The sequence below is a fragment of the Salipiger sp. ABN3_019 genome, from assembly GCF_056158605.1.
In genome coordinates this window covers 337,334-362,147 of sequence record NZ_JBSWTP010000001.1, presented here as the reverse complement: position 1 = coordinate 362,147, position 24,814 = coordinate 337,334, and the positions used below count along the sequence as shown (strand labels likewise).

The window sequence follows — 24,814 nt, the reverse complement described above, 5'->3', positions numbered from 1 at the left end:
TGGAGGACCGAGCTTGAAGACCATCTCGACCATGATGATGAAAGGCGGAAGCGGGAAGACGACGCTGACCCGCATCCTCGCCTCGGCCGCCCTCGCCCGCGGGATGAAGGTCCACATCTTTGACGTCGACACCGACCCGCAGGCGCTTGGCTGGGAGGCCAGCTTCAACCGCGCCTCCTGGGGCAAGATCGACAAACCCGCCTGGCGTCATGACCAGCTGACCATCAGCGGCGCGGTCGCGGATATGGATGAGATCTACGACGGCTACGATCGCATGGAAGCCGAGGGCTATGATCTCGTGTTGATCGACACCCGCCCGGGGGCCAATGCTGACACCGAAGACCTGATCCTCGCCACCGATCTGGTGCTGATCCCGACCCGGCCCGAGCAGTCGGATTATTCGATCGCCGAGCGGACGCTCGAGTGGTTCGAGGATATCCTCAAGACCGTCACACCCGACTCCCCGACCCCGGCGCTGCGCACGGTGCTGACGGCGGTGCCAGCAAAGATGATCTCGGTGCTGACCGGGGATCTCGACATCGCCAGTCTGACCCCGCGCGATCGCGACGCCTTGCAGGCGGTCATGGACATGCCGCATGCGCTGACCGTGATCCCCAACTCGAAATACTGGCGCGAGATCGCGGCCTGGGGTCCGCTCGGCGTGGCCGCCGAGGCGGCGAACTCCCAGCCCGCCGGGCGGCTGCAGGGCGGCGCCATGCTGGACATCCTGGCCGGCGGCGACGCGCTGCTCGACGAACTCCTTGCGGTCATCGACGTGAGGGAGGCGGCAGAGTGAGCGACGATCCCAAACCAGAAAAGCGCAAGAGGTCTCGTGTCGTGCGCACCTCCCACGCGCTGCCAAATGCCGCCGAGCACGCCAAGGCGAGCAGCCGGCTCGCAGGGTCCACGGCCCGCTACGCAGGCCGCACTACTCCCGAGCCGCAAGAGCCGAGGACCAAACCCAAACCCGACGCCGACGCAGGCGCCGGCGTCTCCCCTGATCTGGCTCCGGCGGGCACAGAGAACTCAGCGACCTCAAAGCGCCCGCGACCGGCGCAGCCGAAGGCGGCAGCGCGGCGCGCCGCGGCGCCCGAAGAGGCCGGGGCTCCAGCGAAGAAAAACGTGCGCGGCTTCGTGGTCTGGCTGCCGGCCGACATGGCGCGGCTTGAGGCACTGGCGGTCCGGCTGGGCACCAGCGTCGACTATCTCGAAAAGGCACTGATGAAGCAGGCGCGCAAGAGATACCTGGATCTCGATCACGCAAGCGCGCTGCGCGACAGCACGCGGCTCAAGACACATCTCGATCTGGCGCGGACCGAGGGCGGCGGCGGGCTTTTCGTGAATGCCTATTCCGATCCCGAGATTGTCCGCACCCTGCGCGCGGAGATCGGCGATCCGCTCGATCTTATCGCCGATGCGCGGATCATCGGCGCGCTGTTCCGGCTCTACGAACTCGACGCGCTCGCGGTCTACGAGCGGAAGGCGGCGGGATAAGCGTCACCCTGGGCTTTTGGGCGTGGTGCCTACTCACTCACACGGGCCGGTGAGGACCTCGCCCACATTCCAGGTCACCGCATCATGCGCGCTGACCACGGCAAATTCGGTGCTCGACCCAAGGATGGTGACCAGGGTCGCCCACGCATCGGGATCAGCCTTCGCCTGAGCGATGCGACCGTCTACGAGCTCGAACGCCGCCTGCTCGCCGGTCTGTGCCAGGACCACGATCCGCGCCGGTGCGCGCTCCTGCGGCAGGGTCACCGCGAAAGACCCGTTCGGCTGCGGGCCGAAGACACGATCAGGATCGCAGACGAGCTGCAGCGATGCGCCGGGGCCCTCGAGATCATGCACAGGCAATCCGCGCTGGAGGCTGTGAGACCAGGTCACATCCGAGATCACCAGCGGTGCAGCGCCCGCCGCGGCCCCCTCCTGCGATCCGGTCTCCTGCTGAGCCTGCAGGGTGAGCGGCATCAGCGCGGAGACGATGAATGCACCGAATGATGAACATCGCATGAAACACTCCTTTGGAGCACAAAGCGTATTTCTCTTACGTTAGGGCATACCATCCGGAATGAAAACCGAAGCCCGCAAGCAAAACTGCATGGACAGGGCTAAGGGGCGCAGCCCCTCGCGCGGTCAACAGAAATAGCCAGGGCCGTGTCCTCGGCCGAGGGCCTGCGGGCCGCACCACCCCTGTCGATTTCTGCTGCCCTTGCTACCCCCGGCCTCGCCAGCGGGCAGACCGGATAGCGCGCTATCCGGCTTCAACTATTTGGGACAAGAACCATGCTGGCAAAGAAACTCTATGCCTTCCCGATCTCCAAAGTTTTTCACCTCGATGACGCAGGGGAAGAACAGTTCCTGGGACTGAGATTTCGGTGGAACACAGGAGAGACCGAAATTGCCTGGGAGAACCCCGGCGCCTTCAAGATGGGCCTGATCTGCGAGGAGCCAATCCCCGCCTCATCTTCCCCGGGCCGGACCTAGGCCCGGCCCGCGCGGGTTGGCCTCGGCGGCGCAGACGCTGAGACCAACCCGCGAAAATTTGGCGGGCCCCGCGTGAGCGAGGCCCGATCATCATCTCTAAGCGGGGAAGCGCCTTAGGCGGCCTGCTCGGCGACGCTCCACCCGGCCTCAGCCAAGATGAAGTCCACCGCCTTTTGCGCTTCCGACGCGGCGCGGAAGATCGCGCGATTGTCGCCTTTCATGGCCGCAACCCACCCTTCAACATAGCTCGCGCTCTGGTCAAACTCCGGCGCCACGCCGAGTTGCACCCCGAGCATGCAGGCGCCGACCTCAGCAATCAATTCCTCGAAGGCGTAGGCCGTGCGGTCGGAGAAGCGCTTGAACCTGTCGAGACGTTTCTCCGCACCGCTCCAATGCGTCAGCTCATGAAGAACGGTCCCGTAAAATGCCTGCGCGCTGAGAAATGTCTCGATCGGCGGCATGTGGATGCGATCCGCCCGGATGTCATAGTACGCTCGCGGCTCCGGGCTCGAATGGATCGCTGCACCGGTGCGCGCGAGGAACACCTCGAGGTCCGGATCGGCCTGGGTGCCGAGATCCCGCGGCAGCTCCGGACGGGTGTAGAAGTCTTCCGGCAGGCCATCGATCTGGTCGGAGTTGAACACGCGGTAGGCGCGGCAGTAGGGGATCTTCTTCTCGTCGCCGTCGTCACTCTCGCGCTCGACCGTGCCGAACTTCACCACCGTGGCCGACGTCTCGCCCTTGCGCACCTGCGCCCCAAGCTCCTGCGCCTGCCGATAGGTCATCCAACGTGCCGACACATAGCCTTTGCTGGCGGCCGTCGCCCAGAGCATCAGCACGTTGATGCCGCGGTAGTCCTCGCCATTGAAGCGGGCCGGCATCTGCGCGCCACCTGCGCCGCCGGTCCAGGGCTTGCGCCAGGGCGGTGTGCCCGCCTCGATCTGCGCAATGATCTCATCGGTGACGTGCTGATATACGTCGAATTTCGCCTTTGCCATTTGTGGCCTCCTTCGTGGTGGAGACGGTGGGGGCTCCGAGCCCGCCTTCCGCCGATGGGCTGCGCCTCGGCCAATCTGTCTGACCGGAAACGCATGTTTTCGGCGGAACAGAGTGGGAGAGGGCGAAGCCCGACCCACGGGCCGGACACGGACAGTCAAAGGAACGGAGACGGGGGTGGTGCGGCCCGCAGCGCGCCGCGCGAGGACACGGCCCCGGCGGAGACGACGCCAAAGGCGGCGCTTGTCTTTTGACTTTCCGGGGCCGGTCTGTTGGGCGGACAGACAAACAGCATCATGCCAGGACGGGGGTGAGCGGGCGCAGCCCGTCGAGCCCCTGCCCTGCCCTTTGGAGCGATGCGAGCCGCGCGCCCCGCGCGGCTCTCCTCAGATCAATCCGCCAGAGCTTTCCAGCCCGCCCCCGGCCGAGGGGACGGGGCGGGCCTTGCAGGCGGCGAGCGGGACGCGCAGCCATATCGCGAAGGATGGCGAGCCGGCTTGTGGGAAGGTCTGGCTTGATGCCCGGCCGAAGGCGGGGCAGGCGCGGTTAGGGGGTCCTTGGGTGCGCTGAGCAAAGGAGGCCGTAGAGCGTCCCCTAAGATCAACGCCCGATTTTTGGGCAAACTAGGGTCGGGCCAATGCAGGAAGGGCCGAGGGAGTTTTTATCCATAGGGCTACCCACTGCCGCTGGGGATGAAAACCCTGGCACGCTGCGCAACCATGCCGATTGCGATTTGCTGACGTTCGACACGTGGTCGACGAAGGGGTCTAATGCGGGACAAAGCGTCATTTCGCTGCGTTTGCGTAAATGGCTGCATACGGCGACCATCTCGTTGCGATCCGGAAGATTGTGCCACGAAGAATTACTAGAATGGCGGGGGTTAAAGGGCCTTGCGCCAAATTACTTTCGCCTTTAATTACAGAAAGTTGTATAAATTCATGACATGAATTGCAACTATATATTGTAGAATAATTTACATGCCCATCGTTCAGCCATCAGTTGTCCGGCGCCAATCGCGTATTGGGAAAAGTAGCATTCCCGAATAGCGGATTTCTACGCGGACATTTCGATGATCGCAGTGCGGATCTCGAAAATAGAGCCCGTCAAGAGCTTCCAGTCCTTTGGTGCGCGCCATCCGTTTCCGTCGTCTCTCGGCAGGGATCTTTATCTCAGATTCGCCACAGGTAAATCGAATGGAAGCGCGTGCAGCATATAGGTTCGATACTCGCTCTCCGTTTTGCTTGCGATCCTCACAGCGGTTTCTGGGTCCACTTGTGACCAATATACAGAAGGGTGCCACTTTCCTTGAAAATCAACCAGCTGCACTACGCAGGTAGAAGTGGTCATGCCTGTGTCTGATGCATATGCGAAAACGGATCGAATTCCCTTCTGATCAGGGGGCTCATAGAAATTTACCCTGCTTGCCCATTCCTTGACTCTTTCGGAATGGGGCGGCACCCCGGAGCTTTTATTTAGATCACTTTCCGCAATTCCACCACCAGATGTCCACATCGCTTGATTCAGGCACATTCGGGCGACATCGTTTGCATCAGGCTCCCAATTTGATTGATCCATTTCCACCGCAATGTCCCACCTGGCGAAATCATCGACGGTTTCGACGATGAACATTTCAGAAGGCGGCGTTTCAATGATCTTCTCAACCAAGGATGTTTGAATTTCGAAGCGTTCGCGGCGATCCAGTATTCCTGAGATTGCGGAGAGGGCGCTTTCGTAAGAATTCTGCAAGAGTTGCGCTGGGACCATCGCTTCACCGCCAATGTTCAAGCTAGGCGCATGGAAGCCAAGCCGCCCGCCGGGCTCGACAATCCGGCTCATCCGAAACATGTTTGCTACGACACGGCTGCCTCCCATGAACGCCACCGCGCAGGCGGACATACACGACGCGTCTTCTTGAATTCTGGTTCCAATTTGACGCTCTTTGAGCAGATCCATCAGCTTCAGCGCCTCATTGAAGGAACCACCCGGGCTATCCAATGTGAGCGTCACGTAATGCGTGTCCCAATAGTAATCCTGCAACTCTTGGTCCAGCAACGCAACAAGTCTATCTGCGTCTCCAGGAGAGATTGGGCCAGTCATTTTGAAACGAGCGAACTCCTCCGGGTCGCCAGACTTTGGAATAACCGAGAAATCGGCTGCGTAGGATTTCACACCAATCAAAGCTGCAATGAGAAATGAGAAAATGGGCGTTGAAAGCTTCAAAACTGAACTCCTATAAAAGCTTCAGGAATGAGAAAGCAGGGCTCTCTTCCAAACGATGAGTGAAAATCTCAGATCAAAGATAATGCCATCAAGGTGACCGTTTTTGAAAATCGCAAGGGTCTTCCTCTCCAATAATCGCCACTATTTGGGTGCCCAGCGATTTCATTTCATATTGATCACGGAGCTCATCAATGGGACTTGCATATAAGCACATCAAGCTGGCGGCATATCTCCCAAATTGACGTGAAATTATCTTACCTTCGCAGACCTTGCTTTGAATGCACGCACCCATCAAATCTAATTGATCCAGTACACGCAACAAGTCGCCTGCGTTGGTATCTCCGTCTTTCGGAAAAATCTGATCCCTGGCTAGCCTGTCAAAGACCAATCGGTTTCCGGCCTTGCCGCTCACCACCCCAACAGGTTGCCGCAGCCAATACTCCTGCAAGCGCAAGCGGGCATCAACAATATGCGATTCCTGAAAAACCGCGAGTTGCTGCAGCGAGGCTGCCATTCGCTCCGCATTCGACTGGCGAGAGATTTCATAGAATGCGAAAACGATACCAAACACGACAGCCAGGTTCGCACCACTCTCTAAAGCCTTGCCAACAATACGACCGGGTTCGCCACGCAAGGCCCGTGCTGATTTCTTTGGTGTGCGATCTTGCCCATCAGTCACTTGCAGGGGTTCTCCGGCAGTGTGACTATCCCGTTGGTAGTGTCGGACAAGTAAGGCGCAAGACAGTCGAGAGACGATTTATCCAAGATAATGATTTCGGCGGGCTTTTGGGCATCATCATTTTCTATTCGGACTTCGCTTACTGCAGAGTTTTGCGCAATAGACGCAAAAGCCGCCGTCGGATCTACTTCAGGACATCCGCCCAAGACGATGATCACTGGGTCGACCGGCGCTTGATGGTATGCTTCGAGATTTTGGACCAAGCACTCAAGCTCTTCCACTTTCACGGCCCAACTCTCAGCGAAGGCAATTTTGGTTGCACCCAAGATGGTTGCCACAGAAACTAATACACAAAGAGCTTTCACCCGTTCCCCCGACGCAACCTTTTCCAACGAGACTAACCAAGGCGCGACCATCCGGCAACTGGTCAATGAATGAAGGATAAGTTGCCAATCCGCCCCAAGCTCCGAACACGAAATTGCTTCTTGTGGCGATGTGTCTACCCCACATTCGACTTTCTAGGCACTTCTGGGTTACCCAGCCATTCTCAAAACTATCGCTCGAAACCAAAAATTTTCGATTTTGCCCTTGGCAGAGTAACGACTGCAAGGGGAACGGACATCCAAACACATTGCAGCATCGGTCATGTTGGGCTCTCAGTCAGCTTTCGCTGCCCAAGGCACGAACGGCTGTTTCTGATGCGGGTGACCTTAGCGCAATACCCTGCCCGGGGGTCTTAAATGTTCGTGCTCGCCGAGCTCGGGACCAGCGACGTCAGCTACCAGACTTTCGCCCTCGCCTATGGAACGATGCTGCCCGAGATATCGGGAAGGAGCGCCTCTTGGTTCTCCGGGCGCAGGCGCAGCCTGATGCGCCTCGGCGGACTCACCGAAGCGATCCAGGCCCTGACGAGCGATCCCGAAAAGACGAGATCAGAAGAACGCGCCGAGGGAGACCGAGGTTCCGCGGATCGCGCCGGGCGCGCGCATTGCGCCGCCGGGTAAGCCGCGCGGCTGACAAAGCGGAAAGGGCGGCCGATGGCCGCCCTGCCCGTTTGCCTCAGCCATCGCTGACCTTCTTGCGCAGCAGGTCGAAATCGTTGGCCGCAAAGGTGACGTCGTAGACGGTCTGGCCGTCCTTGGTGTATTCGCTCTGCCGCATGGTGCCGCGGGTGTGGACCACGTCGCCCGGGGCAATATTCTCTTTCGCCCAGCCGATGACGCTATCCTTAAAGATCGTGACCTCGTTCCAGAAGGGGCGCGACTGGAAGTCGCCGCGATCATCTTTCCGGCCGTATTCGGCGGCGATGCTCACCCGGAGCGTGGGGCCGACTTCCTTGATTTTCCCGACCCGGCCGATGATCTGAAATTCTGCAAAGGTACGCATTTTGTGTCTCCGTCAGTTTGAGTGTTTCGGTGAAAAACGAGCAGACCGGGCCGCGATGCGATCAAACCAAAAACCGGAGGGTCCGCAAAGCGGAAGCCGTTTTTTCGTTTGAAGGACGGCGCTTTAGCGCCGACCGGTCGCGAAGAGCGGACCGAGTCATGTTGAGTGTCCGAAACACGCTGGCGGCGACAGGGCGGCACCTTGCAAGCTCGGCTCTCTGCAGGCGGGACAATCATGGACGGCAGCTACAGAACCTCCGGCATCGCCCCTGGGCGGTCAGATGATCGCGGGCGGTGACGCGCAGCGCCGGCGACGTCACATCACGTTCGTCCCAGCGTCCGAGGCGAAAGAGACCTATGCCCTGGGTCACATCTCGAGCGGCGGATCCTATGAGGATGCCGAAGACACAATGAATGGACGACCTCGCCAAACTTGGGGCGCCTGGCGGCCGTGCTGCGGAAGATAGCGGGCGCCGGCTCAGGACACGGTGCTCGATCGAGGGCGTGAACGCCAGCATCACGGCCAGCATGCCACGCGCGGCCGGGCCGAGGATCGCCAGATGCGCTCGAGACGGTGATCCGGGAATATCGGCGCTCCCTGCCGAGCCTCCCCATCCCAGCTTTTCGCGGACCGCCTTGAGGGCTAGGTTCGCGACCCGGCGCGCATTTCCCAGACCCTAAATGGATCAGGCTGACAGTGCCGGCATGGCGGACCGATCGAGATCGGCTTCTCAGCGCCTGCCCAGGACAGGGCCTCTCGCCGCGCTCGGACATGAATGTCGACGACCCCGGGGTAACGCAGGGCCCTTCCGCGAGAGCGGCTCCCGCGCGGACAGCGCCAGTCCTGCCAGGGCAGGGTCTTGCGCCCTCCCCTGGCAGGACACCCTTGGACCTCGAAAAAGGACCCCGCCGAAGGGGGGGGCCAGGTGGTCCTTTACCACAAAGGACAGATCAGAGATCATCTGGCCTGCTCGGCACGAGGCCGGATTCCGACGCGCCCGCGTGGATCGATGAGCCAGCCGTCGTCATCACGCGCGACGCTCGCGTCGGGGCCGTGCTGATCAACGAAGGCGCGGTCCGCCTCCGTATATCGGCGCTGGTGCAAATCGCTCGCCCTGTGCCCGCTCGGACGGCGGCACCAGACCCCGGGGGCGCGATCACACTCCGGGCAGCGGACAGTCAGGACAGGGTGACGGTGGGCAGTGAAGTCGGGCATGAGAACCTCCATCTAAAGTTGCGGGGCGCGCCATATCGCATGCTCGTGGAACGGGATGGGTCAGGCAGACGGGCGGGCCTAAGCGGGGTCACTGTTTGGCCCGCCCGCCGTCCCACCCGGGCAAGCGGGGCGCTTGCGCCCCGCCCGCGTTTTCACTGCATGCCCTCAGGAAGCCATGCGTCGATCTTCGCCGCCTGCGCGTCGGTGATGCCAAGCGCACTGCGCAGGTCGGGATCGCCGTGGAACAGAGCTTCGAGTTTCGCGGCCTTCTCCACTTTCTTCAGCTTGTCGTGAGAACGGCGGTGAGAAAGTCGACCACGGTAGCGGCGGGATGAGCCCGCTGCGGGCAGCGTAAAAGTCGTCCACCTTTACCCTTTCTGGCGACAGGGAGGGCGGGAGGATTTTCACCGTGGATTTGTATCGGAAGGTTCGCCTGGCTTGTTCAGAAGGCATGAGCCAGCGCGAGGCTGCGCGTCAGTTTGGGGTTTCCCGAGACAGCGTTCGGAAGATGTTGGCGTTCTCGGTTCCGCCTGGATACCGGCGGACGGCGCCGGTGAAGCGGCCGAAGCTGGATGGGTTCACCGAGATCATCGATGGCTGGCTGGAAGGGGATCGCGAGGTCCATCGAATGCAACGGCACACGGCGAAGCGGGTATTCGAGCGGCTTCGCGATGAGCATGGCTTCACGGGCGGCTATACGATCATCAAGGACTACATGCGGGAGCGCGAGCGGCGCGGCCGAGAGATGTTCGTGCCGCTGGCCCATCCGCCAGGACATACCCAGGCCGACTTCGGCGAGGCTGTGGTCGTCATCGCTCGCCATTGCGCTTGAACCAATGGCGCACAATGGCTCGCCGTCGAGCAGAAGGCGCACTTCTTCGTTATGGACTTGCCGCACAGTGATGCCTGCTTCGTGCGCGCCTATCCCGCCGCGACAGCGGAAGCCTGGGTAGACGGCCACGTCCACGCCTTCGCCTTCTTCGGCAGGGTGCCGGTATCGGTCCTCTACGACAACGATCGCTGTCTTGTTGCGAAGATCCTGGCGGACGGCACACGTCAGCGGGCCACGCTCTTCAGCGGGTTCCTGTCCCACTACCTGTTCCGAGACCGCTATGGCCGCCCCGGCAAGGGGAACGACAAGGGCAACGCGGAAGGATTGGTCGGCTATCCCCGCCGCAACTTCATGGTCCCGGTCCCGCGGTTTGTGAGTTGGGCTTCGTTCAACGCCTATCTGGAGGAGCAGTGTCGCAAACGTCAGGCGGATGTTCTGCGCGGCCAGTCCGAGACCATCGGGGAACGCCTCGTGCGAGATCTGGTCGTGATGTCTGATCTGCCACCCGCGCCGTTCGATGCCTGCGACCAAGCCACCGGGCGAGTCAGTTCCCAAGCGCTGGTGCGCTACAAGACCAACGATTACTCGGTGCCGGTCGCCTACGGCCACCGCGATGTCTGGATCAGGGGCTATGTCGACGAGGTTGTGATCGGCTGCGGCGGCGAGTTCATCGCACGCCATCCCCGCTGCTATGACCGCGAGGACATGGTGTTCGATCCGGTGCATTACCTCCCGCTCATCGAGAGGAAGATCAATGCTTTGGATCAGGCCGCGCCTCTTGCCGAATGGAACCTGCCGCCGGAGTTCGCAACCCTGCGCCGCCTGATGGAAGCGCGGATGATCAAGGCGGGACGCCGGGAATATGTGCAGGTTTTGCGCCTGCTGGAAACCTTCGACATCGATGATCTCCACGCGGCCGTGAAGAAGGCCCTGCAATTGGGCGCGGTCGGCTTCGATGCCGTGAAGCACCTCGCTCTCTGCCATGTTGAGAAACGGCCGCCGAAGCTGGACCTCGATGTCTATCCCTACCTGCCGCGCGCGAATGTCGGGACCACCTCGGCGGCCAGCTACATGTCTCTGCTGTCGGGAGACGCGGCATGACCGGTGCTCCGCAGATCCTGCTTGCTCATCACCTCAAGACACTGAAGCTCCCGACCTTCTTGCGGGAGCACGAGAAGCTAGCGCGCCAATGTGCAGCCGAGGGCCTGGACCACGTCCAGTTCCTCGCCCGACTTGTCGAACTGGAACTGATCGACCGCGAGGGACGGATGATCGAACGTCGGATCAAGGCTGCAAAGTTCCCCGCCAAGAAGAGCCTGGACAGCTTCGACTTCAAGGCGATCCCGAAGCTCAACAAGATGCAGGTGCTGGAACTTGCCCGTTGCGAATGGATCGAGCGGCGCGAAAACGTCATTGCGCTCGGACCAAGTGGCACGGGCAAAACCCATGTTGCTCTGGGACTGGGATTGGCCGCTTGTCAGAAAGGAATGTCGGTCAGCTTCACTACGGCCGCGGCACTGGTCAATGAGTTGATGGAAGCCCGCGACGAGCGCCGCCTCCTGCGGCTCCAGAAGCAGCTGGCCTCCGTCAAACTGCTCATCATCGATGAGCTGGGCTTCGTACCTCTGTCAAAGACCGGCGCCGAGCTACTCTTCGAGATGATCTCGCAACGCTACGAGCGGGGCGCCACGCTCATCACCAGCAACCTGCCGTTCGACGAATGGACCGAGACCTTCGGAACAGAGCGCCTGACCGGCGCTCTGCTCGACCGCCTGACCCACCACGTCAACATCCTCGAGATGAATGGCGACAGCTACAGGCTCGCGCAAAGTCGGGCCCGAAACGCCGGCCAGACCCCGTAAAAAACCGCGACGCGCACTTGAGCCCGCCGCTCGTGCTACGCCCTCCCGGCGGGCTCAAGTGCGCGCATAAACGTGGCCTGCTTTTACGCCGCCCCGTGGCTGGTTTTTGCTCCGCCATTGACAAACGCGTCGCGGCTTTCGGGCGCAAGCCGTCCGATCTGGCGGTCATGCCGGGCATCACGCTCTATATCGGGCGCACACAGGAAGAGGCGCAGGCGAAATTCGACGCGCTGCAGGAGCTGATCGATCCGGTGATCGGCCTCGGTGTGCTCTACCCGTTCTTTGGCGATCTGTCGCAGCACGACCCGGACGGCCCGGTCCCGGCCCCTTCGGCCAATGCCACGGTGCGCTCGATGGCCGACAACCTCTACAACCTTGCTCAGAGCCAAGGCCTCAGCATCCGCCAGCTCTATCAGCATGCCGCCTCGGCCAATTCCCAGCGCCTCCTGATCGGCACCCCCGAAAGCATCGCAGATGACCTGCAGCACTGGGTGGAAAACGGTGCCGCCGACGGTTTCAACATCTGCCCCGCCGCGATGCCCAGCGGTCTTGATGATTTCGTCGAATTGCTGCTGCCCGAGCTGCGCCGACGCGACCTTGTCCGCACCGAGTACGCGCAGGCAACGCTGCGCGGCAACTTCGGGCTGTCGGCGCCCGAGACCGGGGACATCCGCGCCCGCGACTATCTGGCAAGCGCGCCTGAGCCCGAGAAGGTGGCGGGCTGATCATCACCCCGCCACGCGCGCCGTGGCGGGGCCGTTTCACCATGTCTGGGGCGATCTTCGTGCCGCGTCACAGCCGTGCCCCCCGGTCGCGCGTCGGCGGCACCGTTGGGCTGATCACATATTCGGTATGCAACGGCACACGGTTGACCTGCGGCACGCTGCCGCATAAGTCGCCGCTTAGGGAGGCAAAAAACGAAAGGCTTCCCTATGAAGAGATCCTCGACATCCGCAAAATCACGTGGCCTCACCCGGCGACAGCTGCTTGGCACCGCGGTCGCGGCTGGCGCTGTCTCGGCCGTCACGCCGATCCGCGGCATGGCGCAGGCCACCGCCCACAAGGTCGACGCCCTGCTGATCGGCGGCGGCATCATGAGCGCGACACTGGGGGTCTTCCTCAAGGAACTGGAGCCCGGCTGGAACATCGAGATGATCGAGCGCCTAGACAGCGTTGCCGAGGAAAGCTCCAACGGTTGGAACAACGCCGGCACCGGTCACTCGGCCCTCTGCGAGCTCAACTACACCCCCGAGACCGATACCGGCGAGATCGACATCACCAAGGCCCTGTCGATCAACGAGCAATGGCAGATCACGCGCCAGTTCTTCGCGCATCAGGTCCGTCGCGGCGTGCTGCAAAACCCGCGCAGCTTCATCAACTCCACCCCGCATATGTCCTTCGTCTGGGGTGATGAGAACATCGAATACCTGCGCAAGCGCCATGCCGCACTGCAAAAGAGCCCGCTCTTCGCTGGCATGAAGTTCTCGACCGACCATGACGAGATCAAGCAATGGACCCCGCTGATGATGCAGGGCCACAACATGGAAGAGAAGGTGGCGGCAACCTGGTCGCAGCTCGGCACCGACATGAACTACGGCGAGGTCACCCGCCAGTATGCCGAGCATCTGAACGAGATGGATGGCTTCACCACGACGACCGGCCGCGAGGTGACCTCGATGGAGCGCACCGCCGACGGTGGCTGGCGCGTCTTCCACGAGCCCACAGGCGGCGGCCGCGAGGAAGCAATCGAGGCCCGCTTCGTGTTCATCGGCGCCGGTGGCGGTGCGCTGCCGCTGCTTCAGGAGTCCGGAATTCCCGAGGCCGATGCCTATGGCGGCTTCCCGGTGGGCGGTGCCTTCCTCATCTGTGAGAATCCGGATGTGGTCGGTCGCCACGCGGTGAAAGCCTACGGCAAGGCCGCGACCGGCAACCCGCCGATGTCGGTGCCGCACCTCGACCGCCGCTTCCTCGATGGCAAGGAAACCCTGCTCTTCGGGCCCTTCGCGACCTTCTCGACGAAGTTCCTCAAGCAGGGCTCGCTGTGGGATCTGCCGGCGTCGGTCACGCTCGACAACATCGTGCCGATGCTCCAGGTCGGCTGGAACGAGTTCGAGCTGGTGGAATACCTCGCCGGTCAGCTGATGCAGAACAACGACGACCGCATGGAGCAGCTGCGCGCCTATGTCCCCGATGCCAAGGACGAAGACTGGCGCTTCTGGAAGGCCGGTCAGCGGGTGCAGATCATCAAGAACACCGAAGACGGTGGCCAGCTGAAGCTTGGTACCGAGATCGTCGCCTCGGAAGACAATTCGATCGCGGCCCTGCTCGGCGCGTCGCCGGGCGCCTCCACCGCGGCCCCGATCATGCTGAGCCTGATGGAGAAGGTCTTCCCGGAAAAGGTCGCGGGCGACTGGGCCGACAAGCTGCGCACCATCGTCCCGAGCTATGGCACCAAGCTCAATGACGATCCGGATGCGCTCGAGCGTGAATGGCAGGAGACCGCCGAGGTTCTGCAGCTGGCGCTGCCGATGCCCACGGTCGATCGCTCGCTGATCGGTGAGACCGGCGTCGATGGCGCTGTTCAGAAAGTCCCGGACATGGCGCTCTGAGCCAGAGAGACCCCACTAAGACCAATGGCCGCCCCGGTCCGCCGGGGTGGCCGCCCTATCAGGGTGACAGGACAGTCTTTCATCCTGCATGAAATATGCATCATTTGCAGAACAGCTTTGCGGAGGCGGGCATTGTTCTGCAGCGCGGCATCTCCTAAATTTCCATCACGGCACAGAGATGTCCGTGTGGAATTTGCCGGGCTCCCTCCTCCTCCCTGAGCCCTGCATTTTAGCGGCGGCCCCTCTCCTCCTCCCTGGGGTCGCCGCGCTCCCTCCCCCTCCTTACCAGCGACCAAGGCTCAAAGCCCGTCCAGCACCCGCCCCATCACCACTGCCGTATCGCGCCAGCGCGGCAGGGCGCGTCCGAGCGCGCGGGACCGGGCGGCGAGACCCTCGCGCGTCGAAGGCGAGGTGAGCAGCCGGCGCAGGTGCTCGGCGAACGCCTCGGGATCATCGGGGGGGGCCAGCAGCGCCGCATCTCCGACCGTACCGGGCACCGCCCCGGCGGCGCAGCTGACGATGGGCAGCCCGTGGCAGAGCGCCTCGGCCAGCGCCATGCCGTAGCCCTCGTAGCGCGTGGCCAGCGCAAAGACCCGCGCGCTGCGATAGGCCTCGGCGAGCGCGGCATCGGACAGTTCGCCTGCAAGCTCGACCCGACCGCGCAGCCCCAGATCCTCGATCAGCGCGGCCAGATCGGCGGCATAATCTGCGCTATGGGTCTTGCCGACGATGCGCGCGCTCCACGCAAGATCGGCGACCTGCGCCAGCGCGCGGATCAGCACGTCATGCCCCTTGCGCGGCGCCAGCAGACCGACCGAGAGGATGCGCGGCCCGGCCTCGACGCGCGGCAGATCGCGCGGCCCGTCATAGCCCGGCAGCGCCACGGTGATCCGCGCGGGATCGGCCCCGAGGTCTATGTAAGTCTGCCGCGTGTGCGGGCTGGTGACGACGATTTCTGCCGCCAGCGACAGGTTTTTCCGCTCCTGCGCCAGCAGCTGCCGCGCGAGATCGGCAGGCAGCCCCTGCTCCATCCCCATGGGATGATGCAGCATCGCCACCACCCGGCAGCGCAGCCGGGCCAGCGCCTCGGGGCGCATCGCGGCAAAGACCAGCCCGTCGAGGATCAACGGTTGCTCGGGCGGCAGCGCCTCCAACGCGCCCGAGACCTCGCGGCGCAGCGCCGCGCCCTGCTCCGCCGCCGCCGCCCCGGCGGGCAGCACGATATGGCGCAGCTCGCGGCCTGTCGCCTGCAATTCCTCGAGCAGGCGACGCTCGTAGATGAAGCCGCCGGTCTTCTGGCGGTGATCGCCGGGGATGGCAAAGCTGCAGGATCTCATCGCGCAAGCTGCTCGGCGCTGGTGCGGGCCAGCACCGCCCGTTCGAGCGCGGCGACCAGCGCATGGGCAAGCACCGCCGCCAGCCCGACGAGGGCGATGGCGCTCCACAGCATGCCGTAATCCGAGGTCGAGGCCACCGTTGCCATAAGCGCGCCGATGCCGCGCCCGGTCGCCAGCCATTCGGCGGTGGTGACGGCAAGGATGGCGGCGGGAATGGCCATGCGCGCCGAGGCGAAGAAGGCGGGCAGCATGGCGGGCAGCTGCGCGCCGATGAGACGGCGCAGCGGGCTGGCGGCGTAGACCTCGAAGAGATCGAGCACCGCGCGCGGCGTGCGGGCTAGCCCGTGCTGGCAGGCGATCAGCGTCGGGAAAAAGATCATCACCGCAACCACGGTGATGGTGCCCGCCGCGCCGCGCCCCAGCGCCCAGACGATCAGCGGCGCGGTGGCGATGATCGGGATCGAGCGCAGGGCGATCGACAGCGGGATCACCGCCCCGGCAAGGCGCGGCAGCAGCACCAGCAGCAGCGCCAGCCCCGCGCCCAGCCCCAGCCCGGCCAGATAGCCCGGTCCGGCCAGCGCCAACGTCTCGGCAAGCGCGCCGAAAAGCCGGGCGCGCTGCGCCTCGGCGCCGGGGCTGGTGAACAGGTAGCTCCAGACATCCTCGGGGCGTTTGGCGAAGAACCGTGGCAGGCCAAAGACCTCCATGCTGCCCTTCCAGATCAGCAGCGTGACACCAAGCGCCAGCAGCGCCTGCGCGGGGGCGTGCCAGACCCGGCGGCTGCGCGCCACGGGCGCGGCAATCAGCACTTCGGGCGGGGCAATGTCCAAGCGGCGTCCAAGCGCGCCCACCGCCGCGAAGGCCAGCATCGAGACCCCGGCGGCGATCACCGCGATGGCCCATGTGGCGGGCAGATCGAGCGCCCGCAGCGCCCGCACGGTCAGCACGCCAAGCCCGCGCTCGGCGCCGGTGAACTCGCCGACCATCGCCCCGAGGAAGGCCGCAGGCGCGGCGATCTGCAGACCGGCCACCAGATAAGGCAGCGCCGCGGGCAGCCGCACCTCGCGCAGCGCGGTCATCCGCCCTCGCCCGTAGCTGCGCAGCAGGTCGAACCAGCCCTGCGGCGCGGCGCGCAACCCAACCAGCACCGGCAGGAAGGTGGTGTAATAGACCGCCAGCGCCGCCAGCGTCACCTGCGGGCCGGTGCCGGGCCCGTAAAGCACCCGCAGGATCGGCCCGGTGGCCACCAGCGGCAGGCAGAAGACCAGCAGCGCCAGCGTCGCCAGCAGCCGCTCGCCGCGCGGCAACAGCACCGCCAGAAGCGCCAGCAGCACCCCCACAAGATTGCCCCAGACAAAGCCCTGCGCCGCCGCCGCCAGCGTGGTGCCGAAGGCCCGCCAGAGCAGCCCGGAATGGGCGGCCATATAGGCGGCGATCTGGCTCGGCGCGGCGATGATGAAACTGCCCGCGGTGGCGCGGGCAAGCCCCTCCCAGATCAGCAACACCAGCAAGAGCCCCAGCCCGCGCGGCAGCGGGCGGGGCAGGCGCAGTGCGGCGGGGCCTGCGCTCATTGCGCCGCGACGCTTTCGGGATATTGGTAATCGCGCAGCGCCTCCGTGACCTCTGTGCAGAGCGCGCGGAACGCCTCGGACGCCAGCACCTCGGGCCCGCGCGGACGCGGCAGCGGCACCGGGATGTCGGCGGCGACGCGCGCCGGGCGCGGGGTCAGCACAAGGATGCGGTCCGACAGGCGCACCGCCTCGGCCACCGAATGGGTCACCAGAACAGAGGTCGCGCCGCGCGCCTCCCAAAGCGGCGGCAGTTCGGTGTTGAGCCGGTCGCGGGTCAGAGCATCGACGGCGGCAAAGGGCTCGTCGAGCAGCAAAAGCTCGGGCTCTCCGGCCAGCGCGCGGGCGATGGCGGCGCGTTGGCGCATCCCCCCAGACAGTTCCGCCGGGCGGCGGCGCTCGAACCCCGCAAGCCCGACCAGCGAGATCATCTCGCGGATCATCTCGGGGTCACGCGGCTTGCGCGCCAATGCCCGTCCCAGCGCGATATTGCCCTCGACCGTGCGCCACGGCAGCAGCGCCGCGTCCTGAAAGGCCACCGCCAGCCCGGCGCGCTGGCGCAGATCGTTGGGGCTTTCGGCGCCGATGGTGATCCGGCCCTCGCTGGGCGGTTCGAGCCCGGCGATCAGCCGCAGCAGCGTCGACTTTCCGCAGCCCGAGGGACCCACAAGCGCGGTCATCTGCCCGCCCGCGAGGGTGAGATCAACCGGCGCCACAGCCTCCACAGGGCGGCCCGCCGCGGCAAAGCGCTTGGCCACCCCGGCAAGCACGATATCGGGGCGCGCGGTCATCCCCCCGCACGCGCCCGCAGGCTGGCGCGGCGCGGCCTAGCCATGGACCTCTTCCAGGATCGAACGGTCCCAGAGATCAGGCGAGACCGGCTTGCCCAAAAGCTCCAGCGTTTCCACATTGGCGGCGACGGTCTCTTCGGTGAACCAGCCAAAGCCCTCGGCCTCGGTCAGGTCAGAGAACATCAGCGGCACCTGCCGCTCGGCCTGCAGCTTCTGCGTCGCAAGATCGAGCCCCGCATCGGGGAACACCTCGACGGTCAGCTCCGCCGCGGCCTCGGGATCGGCGAGGTAGTCCCGCCAGCCCGTGACCTCGCCCTTCATCAGCGCCACGAGCTGGTCGCGGCGGGTGGCAAGGCTGTCTTCGGTGGCGATATAGGTCTGCGAATGCACCGCATAGCCGTGATCGGCGAGCAGCATGGTGACGCTTTCGACGCCCTGCATCTCCATCGCCACGGGCAGATCGGTGGCCCAGCACAGCAGGCAATCCACCTGCCCCTGCACCAGCGGCGCGGCGTCATATTGCGTCGGCACCACTTCGATCCCGGCGATATCCACGCCGTTGATCGTGCAGAGCGCCTCGAGCACCGGGGTATTGGCCAGCGCCATGCCGATCTTTTTGCCGACCAAATCGGCGGGGCTGTTCACCGGGTTGTCGGGCAGCGAGGCGATGGCGAACGGGTTCTTCTGCATGGCGACGCCGATGATCTTGAAGGGCGCGCCTTGGTTCACCGCTGCGGCGGTGTAATCCGCCGCCGAGATGCCGACCAGCGCCGTGCCCGCCACCACCGGCGGCTCGACCGGCGCATTGGGCCCGCCCGGCAGCAGCGAGACCTCGAGCCCCGCGTCGCTCCAATAGCCGTTCTTCTGGGCGATGTAGCTGCCGCCGAATTGCACCGAATGCAGCCACGACAATTGCAGGGCGACGGCGTCCTGCGCCCGCGCCCGCTGCGGCGTCAGCAGCGCAGACCCGGCGGTGGACAGGGTGCCTCCAAGAAACAGGCGGCGTGTGGGTGTCAGAAATTGCATGGGACCCTCCCGGTTTGAAATGAGACTAGGCTAATCATGGGGTGAGGCAATGCCGGCGGTGCCTTGCGCTTGTGCCTGCGGACAGCGGCGCAGGAAGAATGCCCCCGGCAGGGCGGCGAGCAGGCTGATCAGACCAAAGGCGATGCTCGCCGCTAGCCCCGCCTCGGCGCTCAGACCGGCGAGCGGAAACAGCGCCGCCGCCGCGCCCTCGCGCCAGCCCCAGCCCGCGACAGAGGCGGGCAGCAGCATCGCCGCCAGGATCAGCGGCACGATCAGCGCGGCGTGGCCCGCGGGCAGCAGGCTGCCGCTGGCCCGCGCGGCGGTGAAAAAGGCGGCGACGGTCAGAGCGGCGATCGCCAGCGACAGCGTTACTTGCGTGCGCCATTGGCCAAGCAGCGCCGCGTGGGCAGCGGCGCGCCAGCCCTGCGCGCGGCCCCGCCTCCGACTGGCAAGGACCGCAAGCGCGCCTAACATCAGGATCAGCACCGCGCCGGGCAGCCAAAGGCTTGGCGCAAACCCGAGGGCCGAGGGGGCTCCAACGTCCGACAGCATCAGGACCAGCCCGGTGAGGGCGACGAACCCCATGCCCGCCTGCCCCGCTGCGCGCTCCAGCACCACCGCCTGCGCGGCGCGGCTCAGCGGGCCGTTCTGGCGGCTGCGCGCGGCCCGCGCCGCGTCGCCAAGCACGCCTCCGGGCAGGGTCTGATTGACGAATTGCGCCATGTAATATTCGCGCGCGGCCTCGCCCCGTGGCATCTGCAGCCCCAAGGCCGCACCGGTCCGCCGCCAGCGCAGCGCCGACAGCAGCGTGACCGCGTTGAGCAGCGCCAGCGTGGCCAGCCCCCAGCCCGGCGAAAGCTCCGCCAGCCGCCGCAGCGCCTCGCGCCCGTCGGCGAGCCACAGGCACACCCCGATCAGCCCGAGCGGCAGCAGAAGACGCAGCGCGCTCATGACCCGTCCGCCCGCATCTGCGGCCCCGCCGCGCTGGTGGCGCGCAGGAACATGTCGCGGAACGCGCGCATGGGCAGGGCGTCCTGCGCCGGGTCGGGCTGCAGCCCCGCGGCCCAGCCCCAACCGTCGAAGAGGCGCAGCGCCTCGGGCGGGCCGATGAGATGCAGGGGCACATCCTTGCCCCCCGCTTGCGCCACGAATTCGGCGGGCTGGTGATCGCCCAGCACGAGGATCAGCGGCGGCTCGGCGCGCGGCAGCGCCGCCCATGACAGCACATTGCGCAGCGCATAATCGAGCGAGCGGCCAAAGTGATCGCGGATGCGGTCCGGATCGGCCCAGACCTCCTTGGGGCTCGGGCCAGAGGTGGCCTCGGCGTCAAAGATGCTGCCATCCCCCACCGCCTGCCAAGGCACCATCTGCGGCACCGGCGTCCAGGGCGCATGGCTGGAGATCAGCGCGATCTCGGCCATCAGCGGGGCGCCTTGATCGGCGGCGATCCGGTCGAACTCCGCCAGCGTGTATTGATCGGGCATGGTCACCCAGTTGAACGGCAGCCCGCGATAGCCAAGCTCGGCGGCGGCGCGGATCTCCTGAAACCCCATGGCCGGACCTTCGGGCCAGTCCATGACGATCGCCGGGGCCACGGCCATGGTGTGATACCCGGCGCGGGTGGCGAGGGTGAAGAGGCTCTGCCGGGCGCTGGCCAGCAGGGCGCGGTAGCGGCGCTGGTCGCTGACCTCCACACCCGCCGCCAGCGTCGCATGGGCCAGCCAGCTTTGTCCGCCCTGCACCGGCGAGCGCAGCCAGCCCGAGCGCATCGCCAGCCCAGCCTGCGCCAGCGCCGCCTCTCCGGCCTGCAGCGTTGCCAGATGGCGCGGCGCATAGAGCGGGTTGTCAAAGGCCGCGCGGCCGTAGCTCTCGACAAAGACGATGATCACCGGGCGGCCCTCGAGTTTCGACAGCAGGCCATCGCGTCCGGACCAAGGGTCGGTGGCGGCGGCGCGCTCGAACTCGGCGAGTGCGCTGCGGGCGCGGGCAAAGTCGCGGATGTGCTCGGCCCCGAGCCGCGCGGTGAAGGCGCTGCCGGGCGGACGCCAGCCCTGCCAGCCGTTGAGCGCGGTGCGGATCTCGGCGGCGCAGAGCAGCGCGAAAACCAGCGCGGTGCCCCCCGCCACCACCCGCAAGGCGCGCGGCAGGCGGCTGCCGCAGCGCGCCCAGAGACGCAGCGCGCGGTAGAGCAAAACCATCGCCCCGCCCAGCAGCAGCGCCAGCGCCGCGCCGACCACCAGCGCGCCCGCAAGCCCGGCGCTGCCGCGCAGCAGATGCGCCGCCGCGGGCACGAGATGCATGTCCGCCAGCGGATCGAAGCCGCGGCCAAAGGCGGTATAGGCGGAAAGATCGGCCAGTTTCAGCGCCGTCATCAGGGTGAGCGCCACGCTCGCCAGCATCGCCAGCGGGCGGGCGCGCGGCCCAAGCGCCAGCATCCCCAGCAGCAGCACCGGCAGCTCCAGCGGCACCATTTTCAGCGCGGGCCAGCGCAGCGCGCCGGGGTGGTTGGGCAGGATCAGCAGCAGATCGACCAGCACCGCCGAGACGAGCAGCGCCAGCCAGAGCCGCAGCGGTCCTCCCCTTCCCGCCCCGGCCCCGCTCACCGCCGCCTCGCCAGCCAGAGGACATCCAGCGCGAAGGACCACGCCAGCAGCGCCAGCGCCAGCAGCGCCGCGAGTTCGGACCAAGGCGGCACCGCCATGGGCGCGAGCAGCGCCGCCAGCACTGCGATCTGCACCACGCAGACCAGCTTGCGCCGGAAGCGCTGCGGCAAGGGCGCGTCGAGCCACGGCCAGAGCAGGCTGGCGCTGACGAAGAGATAGCGCAGCCCGCCCAGCAGCAGCACCCAGCCGCCCGCCGCGCCGCTGCGCCATGCCACCGCCGCGAGCAGCAGGGCAAAGACGCTGTCGACCTCCATGTCGAACCGCGCGCCCCAAGGTCCGGCCAGCCCGCTGCGCCGCGCCAGCGGGCCATCGACCCCATCGAGCGCCAGCGTGATCAGCGCGAGGCAGAAGAACCCCCAGCCAGAGGCGCCCTCGGTCAGCGCGGGTTGCCCCAAGGGCAGCAGCATCAGCGCCGCCAGCGCCAGCCGCCCGAGGGTGAGCGCATTGGCATAGCCGAGGCGCGGCGCGGGCCAGTGGCGCAGCAGGAAATGGCCCGAGACCCCCGCCCCCAGCCCGAAGCCCAGCACCGGCAGCAGCATCAAAGCCCCGGCCAGCCACCACGACAGCCCGCAAAGCGCCAGCGCAAACCCCGAGGCGAGCAGCGCGAGGGACGCAAAAGGCGTCCTTGCAGCGGCGAGAGCCGAGGCGCGTTGCACAGGGGGCGGCGGCAGGTCCATCCCAAATGAAGTGCTGCCGCGCCCGCGCCTGTCAAGCACCGCGCTTTACGTAAGGGCATGTACTCACTAGGCTGTGAGAGCTCAGAACCGGGAGGTCGGCGCATGGCCAGCGTGGCTCAGACAGAGGTTTTCCCCCGTTATTCCCGCGCGGCGCGGCTGCTGCACTGGCTGACGGTGCTGCTTGTGCTCACCACCATCCCCGCGGGGCTGGTCATGGTGCAGGAGGGGCTGCCGCGGGCGCTGCAGAATACGCTCTTTCTTTATCACAAGAACATCGGCCCGATCATTCTGGCTCTGGTCGTGCTGCGGCTGGTGGTGCGGCTGATCTCACGGCCGCCGCCGCTTCCGGCCAGCGTCCCGGCGCTGCAGGCGCTGGTCGCGCAACTGGTGCATTGGCTGCTTTATCTGACGCTGGTGGCGCTGGTGATCTCTGGCATCGTGCGGGTGCAGGCGGGCGGCTTTCCGATGGAGGTTTGGGACCCGCTGCTTGGCGGCATGGTCGGCAAGGATGAGGCGCTGGCGAAATCTGCCAGCGGCTTTCACGATCTGGCCAAGACGCTGCTGATTGGGCTGATCGCGGTGCACGCCGGGGCTGCTGCGCTGCATGGGCTGGTGAAGCGGGACGGGGTGTTCAGCCGCATGTGGCCGCCCGCCTGAGGCCCTGCGCCTCGCCAAAAACTACGTGTCGCCACAAAAAAGGACCGGCGCGCACGCCGGTCCCATTTCGCAATCCTACGGCACTTACTCCGCGGGCTTATACGCGGCGTCCGGCTGCGGTGGCGGCGTCGGATCGGCGCCGTAAAGCTCGCCCGGCAGTTCCGAAGGCATGGCGTGATCCGCCTCTTCGTCGTCGCGGTAGCGCTGGTTGTGGCGATAGACCATCAGCGTGTCCCAGCGCAGCGCCTTGAACAGGCCGATCAGGATGAACAGGCACACCACGGCAAACGGAAAGCCCGCCACCACCGCCGCCGCCTGCAGCGCGTTGAGCCCGCCCGCCAGCAGCAGCACCGAGGCCACGGCGCCTTCGGTGATCGCCCAGAACACCCGCTGCACCCGCGGCGGATCGGTGTCACCGCCCGCGGTCAGCATGTCGATCACGAAAGAGCCGGAGTCCGAGGAGGTCACGAACCACAGCACGATCAGGATCATCGCAAAGCCCGACATCAGCCCCGAGGCGGGGAAGTAATCGAGGAGCGCGAACATCGCGTCGCCATAGGCGTTCTTGGTGGCCTCGACCAGCGCCGGATCGCCGCCCAGCGAGATGTTCAGCGCGGTGCCGCCAAAGGCGCAGAACCAGAAGAACATGATCGAGGTCGGCAGCAGCATCACCCCCAGCACGAACTCGCGGATGGTGCGGCCCTTGGAGATGCGCGCCACGAAGACGCCGACGAACGGCGACCACGAGATCCACCACGCCCAATAGAAGATGGTCCAGGAATTCTGCCAAGAGCCATCGGCCTGCCATGCCTCGGTCCAGCTGGCCCAGCTGACGAAGCGGGCGACATAATCGCCGTAGCTCTGCACGAAGAGATCGAAGATGAACACCGTCGGGCCGACGATCAGCATGAAGATCAGCAAGACGAAGCTGAGGCCGATGTTGAGGTTCGACAATCGCTTGATGCCGCCGTCGAGGCCCGCCACCACCGAGATCGTCGCCGCAAGGGTGATCACCGCGATGATGAGGATCTGGGTGACCACGCTGTTCTCTACACCGAACACCTCACCCAGCCCCGAGTTGATCTGCATCGCGCCAAGCCCCAGCGAGGTGACGATGCCGAACATCGTGCCAAACACCGCAAGGATATCGACCGCGCTGCCCCAGCGGCCAAAGATCTTCTCGCCGAGGATCGGATAGAGCGCTGAGCGGATGGTCAGCGGCAGCCCTTTGCGGAAGTGGAAATAGGCCAGCGCCAGCGCGATCACCGCGTAGATCGCCCAGCCGTGGAAGCCCCAGTGCAGGAAGGAGATCACCATCGCCTGCCGCGCGGCCTCTTGGGTTTCCGCATCGCCGGTGGGCGGCGCGAAGTAATGATAGAGCGGCTCGGCCACGCCCCAGTAGATCAGGCCGATGCCGATGCCCGCCGAGAACAGCATCGACGTCCATGAGATCAGCCCGTAGGCGGGTTTGTCGTTCATCCGGCCAAGGCGGATGTCGGCGAAGGGTCCGAAGGCGAGGTAGATCGTGGCGAGCACGAAGATATTGACCTCGATGATCAGCGCCCAGCCCAGCGTGTCGGCAAACCAGTTCTGGATGCCGGTGAAGACGCTGTTGGCCTGTTCGCTGAAGGTCGCCCCGAAGAGGATAAATCCGATGATGAGCAGCGCCGAGACTGCAAAGACGGTCTTGTGCACCCTCGGGAAGATGAACAGCCGTTCCTGCGGCATCTTATCGTGCATCTGGCTCTCCTGAATGGTCACGTTGGCTTGAAGGATTGGAACGCAGATAGCGCCCAAGCGCCGGTCGGCCAG

General features: G+C 65.3%; 25 protein-coding genes. 9 read left to right on the top strand and 16 right to left on the bottom strand.

What is annotated here, in order from left to right; translation table 11 throughout:
* Both ACXAD2_RS01665 and ACXAD2_RS01660 read left to right on the top strand, forming a co-directional pair.
* A partial coding sequence (locus ACXAD2_RS01665) for a ParA family protein (RefSeq protein WP_475166039.1) occupies positions 1–796 on the top strand: 796 nt, incomplete at its 5' end.
* A complete protein-coding gene (locus ACXAD2_RS01660) occupies positions 793–1,494 on the top strand; it encodes a hypothetical protein (protein ID WP_475166036.1) in 702 nt (233 codons plus the stop codon). The genes ACXAD2_RS01665 and ACXAD2_RS01660, both read left to right, overlap by 4 nt.
* A 33-nt stretch (positions 1,495–1,527) precedes the next feature.
* On the opposite strand, the gene ACXAD2_RS01655 is transcribed toward ACXAD2_RS01660, so the two are convergent.
* The 5 genes from ACXAD2_RS01655 to ACXAD2_RS01635 all read right to left on the bottom strand — a co-directional run bounded on the left by ACXAD2_RS01655 (position 1,528) and on the right by ACXAD2_RS01635 (position 6,666).
* Positions 1,528–2,010 carry a hypothetical protein gene (locus ACXAD2_RS01655; RefSeq protein ID WP_475166035.1) on the bottom strand — a complete coding sequence of 161 codons (483 nt, stop codon included), beginning with the start codon at positions 2,008–2,010 and terminating at the stop codon, positions 1,528–1,530.
* Between the two features lie 587 nt (positions 2,011–2,597).
* Positions 2,598–3,482: an ArdC family protein gene (locus ACXAD2_RS01650; RefSeq protein WP_475166031.1), complete on the bottom strand. Its 885-nt coding sequence runs from the start codon at positions 3,480–3,482 to the stop codon at positions 2,598–2,600.
* A 1,162-nt stretch (positions 3,483–4,644) separates the two neighbouring features.
* Positions 4,645–5,700: a COG3904 family protein gene (locus ACXAD2_RS01645; RefSeq protein ID WP_475166028.1), complete on the bottom strand. Its 1,056-nt coding sequence runs from the start codon at positions 5,698–5,700 to the stop codon at positions 4,645–4,647.
* Positions 5,701–5,788: 88 nt separating this feature from the next.
* Positions 5,789–6,379, bottom strand: a complete 591-nt coding sequence (locus tag ACXAD2_RS01640; protein WP_475166026.1) for a hypothetical protein — start codon at positions 6,377–6,379, stop codon at positions 5,789–5,791.
* On the bottom strand, positions 6,376–6,666 hold the full coding sequence (locus tag ACXAD2_RS01635) for a hypothetical protein (RefSeq protein ID WP_475166023.1): 291 nt from the start codon (positions 6,664–6,666) through the stop codon (positions 6,376–6,378). Before ACXAD2_RS01635 ends, ACXAD2_RS01640 begins: the two co-directional genes overlap by 4 nt.
* Positions 6,667–7,119: 453 nt before the next feature.
* Between ACXAD2_RS01635 and ACXAD2_RS01630 the strand changes: the two genes are divergently transcribed.
* On the top strand, positions 7,120–7,383 hold the full coding sequence (locus ACXAD2_RS01630; RefSeq protein ID WP_475166022.1) for a hypothetical protein: 264 nt from the start codon (positions 7,120–7,122) through the stop codon (positions 7,381–7,383).
* Positions 7,384–7,438: 55 nt separating this feature from the next.
* On the opposite strand, the gene ACXAD2_RS01625 is transcribed toward ACXAD2_RS01630, so the two are convergent.
* From ACXAD2_RS01625 to ACXAD2_RS01615, 3 genes are all read right to left on the bottom strand, one after another.
* Complete coding sequence (locus ACXAD2_RS01625; RefSeq protein ID WP_475166019.1) at positions 7,439–7,765, bottom strand: single-stranded DNA-binding protein; 327 nt, start codon at positions 7,763–7,765, stop codon at positions 7,439–7,441.
* Positions 7,766–8,722: 957 nt separating this feature from the next.
* The gene (locus tag ACXAD2_RS01620; protein ID WP_475166017.1) at positions 8,723–8,980 is read right to left on the bottom strand and encodes a zinc finger domain-containing protein; all 258 of its coding nucleotides are present in this window, start codon (positions 8,978–8,980) and stop codon (positions 8,723–8,725) included.
* Between the two features lie 152 nt (positions 8,981–9,132).
* Positions 9,133–9,255, bottom strand: a complete 123-nt coding sequence (locus ACXAD2_RS01615) for a hypothetical protein (RefSeq protein WP_475166015.1) — start codon at positions 9,253–9,255, stop codon at positions 9,133–9,135.
* Between the two features lie 176 nt (positions 9,256–9,431).
* Between ACXAD2_RS01615 and ACXAD2_RS01610 the strand changes: the two genes are divergently transcribed.
* The 5 genes from ACXAD2_RS01610 (at position 9,432) to mqo (ending at position 14,283) form a co-directional block, all read left to right on the top strand.
* On the top strand, positions 9,432–9,812 hold the full coding sequence (locus ACXAD2_RS01610) for an IS21 family transposase (protein WP_475166014.1): 381 nt from the start codon (positions 9,432–9,434) through the stop codon (positions 9,810–9,812).
* A 51-nt stretch (positions 9,813–9,863) separates the two neighbouring features.
* Complete coding sequence (locus ACXAD2_RS01605) at positions 9,864–10,913, top strand: IS21/IS408/IS1162 family transposase (protein WP_475166013.1); 1,050 nt, start codon at positions 9,864–9,866, stop codon at positions 10,911–10,913.
* Positions 10,910–11,674, top strand: a complete 765-nt coding sequence (istB, locus tag ACXAD2_RS01600) for an IS21-like element helper ATPase IstB (RefSeq protein ID WP_446288431.1) — start codon at positions 10,910–10,912, stop codon at positions 11,672–11,674. The genes ACXAD2_RS01605 and istB overlap by 4 nt, the downstream gene beginning before the upstream one ends.
* A gap of 32 nt (positions 11,675–11,706) precedes the next feature.
* Positions 11,707–12,399 carry an LLM class flavin-dependent oxidoreductase gene (locus ACXAD2_RS01595; protein ID WP_475166010.1) on the top strand — a complete coding sequence of 231 codons (693 nt, stop codon included), beginning with the start codon at positions 11,707–11,709 and terminating at the stop codon, positions 12,397–12,399.
* Positions 12,400–12,606: 207 nt separating this feature from the next.
* Positions 12,607–14,283: a malate dehydrogenase (quinone) gene (gene mqo / locus ACXAD2_RS01590; RefSeq protein ID WP_475166008.1), complete on the top strand. Its 1,677-nt coding sequence runs from the start codon at positions 12,607–12,609 to the stop codon at positions 14,281–14,283.
* A gap of 299 nt (positions 14,284–14,582) precedes the next feature.
* On the opposite strand, the gene ACXAD2_RS01585 is transcribed toward mqo, so the two are convergent.
* The 7 genes from ACXAD2_RS01585 to ACXAD2_RS01555 are packed head-to-tail and all read right to left on the bottom strand — an operon-like array spanning position 14,583 to position 22,345.
* On the bottom strand, positions 14,583–15,620 hold the full coding sequence (locus tag ACXAD2_RS01585; RefSeq protein WP_475166005.1) for a glycosyltransferase family 4 protein: 1,038 nt from the start codon (positions 15,618–15,620) through the stop codon (positions 14,583–14,585).
* A complete protein-coding gene (locus ACXAD2_RS01580; protein ID WP_475166003.1) occupies positions 15,617–17,191 on the bottom strand; it encodes an ABC transporter permease in 1,575 nt (524 codons plus the stop codon). Before ACXAD2_RS01580 ends, ACXAD2_RS01585 begins: the two co-directional genes overlap by 4 nt.
* Positions 17,188–17,979, bottom strand: a complete 792-nt coding sequence (locus ACXAD2_RS01575; RefSeq protein WP_475166002.1) for an ABC transporter ATP-binding protein — start codon at positions 17,977–17,979, stop codon at positions 17,188–17,190. The genes ACXAD2_RS01580 and ACXAD2_RS01575 overlap by 4 nt, the downstream gene beginning before the upstream one ends.
* Positions 17,980–18,015: 36 nt before the next feature.
* A complete protein-coding gene (locus ACXAD2_RS01570) occupies positions 18,016–19,005 on the bottom strand; it encodes an ABC transporter substrate-binding protein (protein WP_475165999.1) in 990 nt (329 codons plus the stop codon).
* 30 nt (positions 19,006–19,035) lie between these two features.
* A complete protein-coding gene (locus ACXAD2_RS01565; protein ID WP_475165998.1) occupies positions 19,036–19,956 on the bottom strand; it encodes a lysylphosphatidylglycerol synthase transmembrane domain-containing protein in 921 nt (306 codons plus the stop codon).
* Positions 19,953–21,608, bottom strand: coding sequence for a sulfatase-like hydrolase/transferase (locus tag ACXAD2_RS01560; protein WP_475165997.1), 1,656 nt, complete (start codon positions 21,606–21,608; stop codon positions 19,953–19,955). Before ACXAD2_RS01560 ends, ACXAD2_RS01565 begins: the two co-directional genes overlap by 4 nt.
* Positions 21,605–22,345, bottom strand: a complete 741-nt coding sequence (locus ACXAD2_RS01555) for a CDP-alcohol phosphatidyltransferase family protein (protein ID WP_475165995.1) — start codon at positions 22,343–22,345, stop codon at positions 21,605–21,607. The genes ACXAD2_RS01560 and ACXAD2_RS01555 overlap by 4 nt, the downstream gene beginning before the upstream one ends.
* 102 nt (positions 22,346–22,447) lie before the next feature.
* Here ACXAD2_RS01555 and ACXAD2_RS01550 point away from each other — a divergent pair, with 102 nt between their 5' ends.
* Positions 22,448–23,002, top strand: a complete 555-nt coding sequence (locus tag ACXAD2_RS01550; protein WP_475165993.1) for a cytochrome b — start codon at positions 22,448–22,450, stop codon at positions 23,000–23,002.
* 84 nt (positions 23,003–23,086) lie between these two features.
* Here the strand turns inward: ACXAD2_RS01550 and ACXAD2_RS01545 are convergent, their stop codons facing one another.
* Positions 23,087–24,742 (bottom strand): BCCT family transporter, encoded by a 1,656-nt coding sequence (locus ACXAD2_RS01545; RefSeq protein WP_475165991.1) that lies wholly within the window; start codon positions 24,740–24,742, stop codon positions 23,087–23,089.
* Positions 24,743–24,814: the final 72 nt, after the last annotated feature.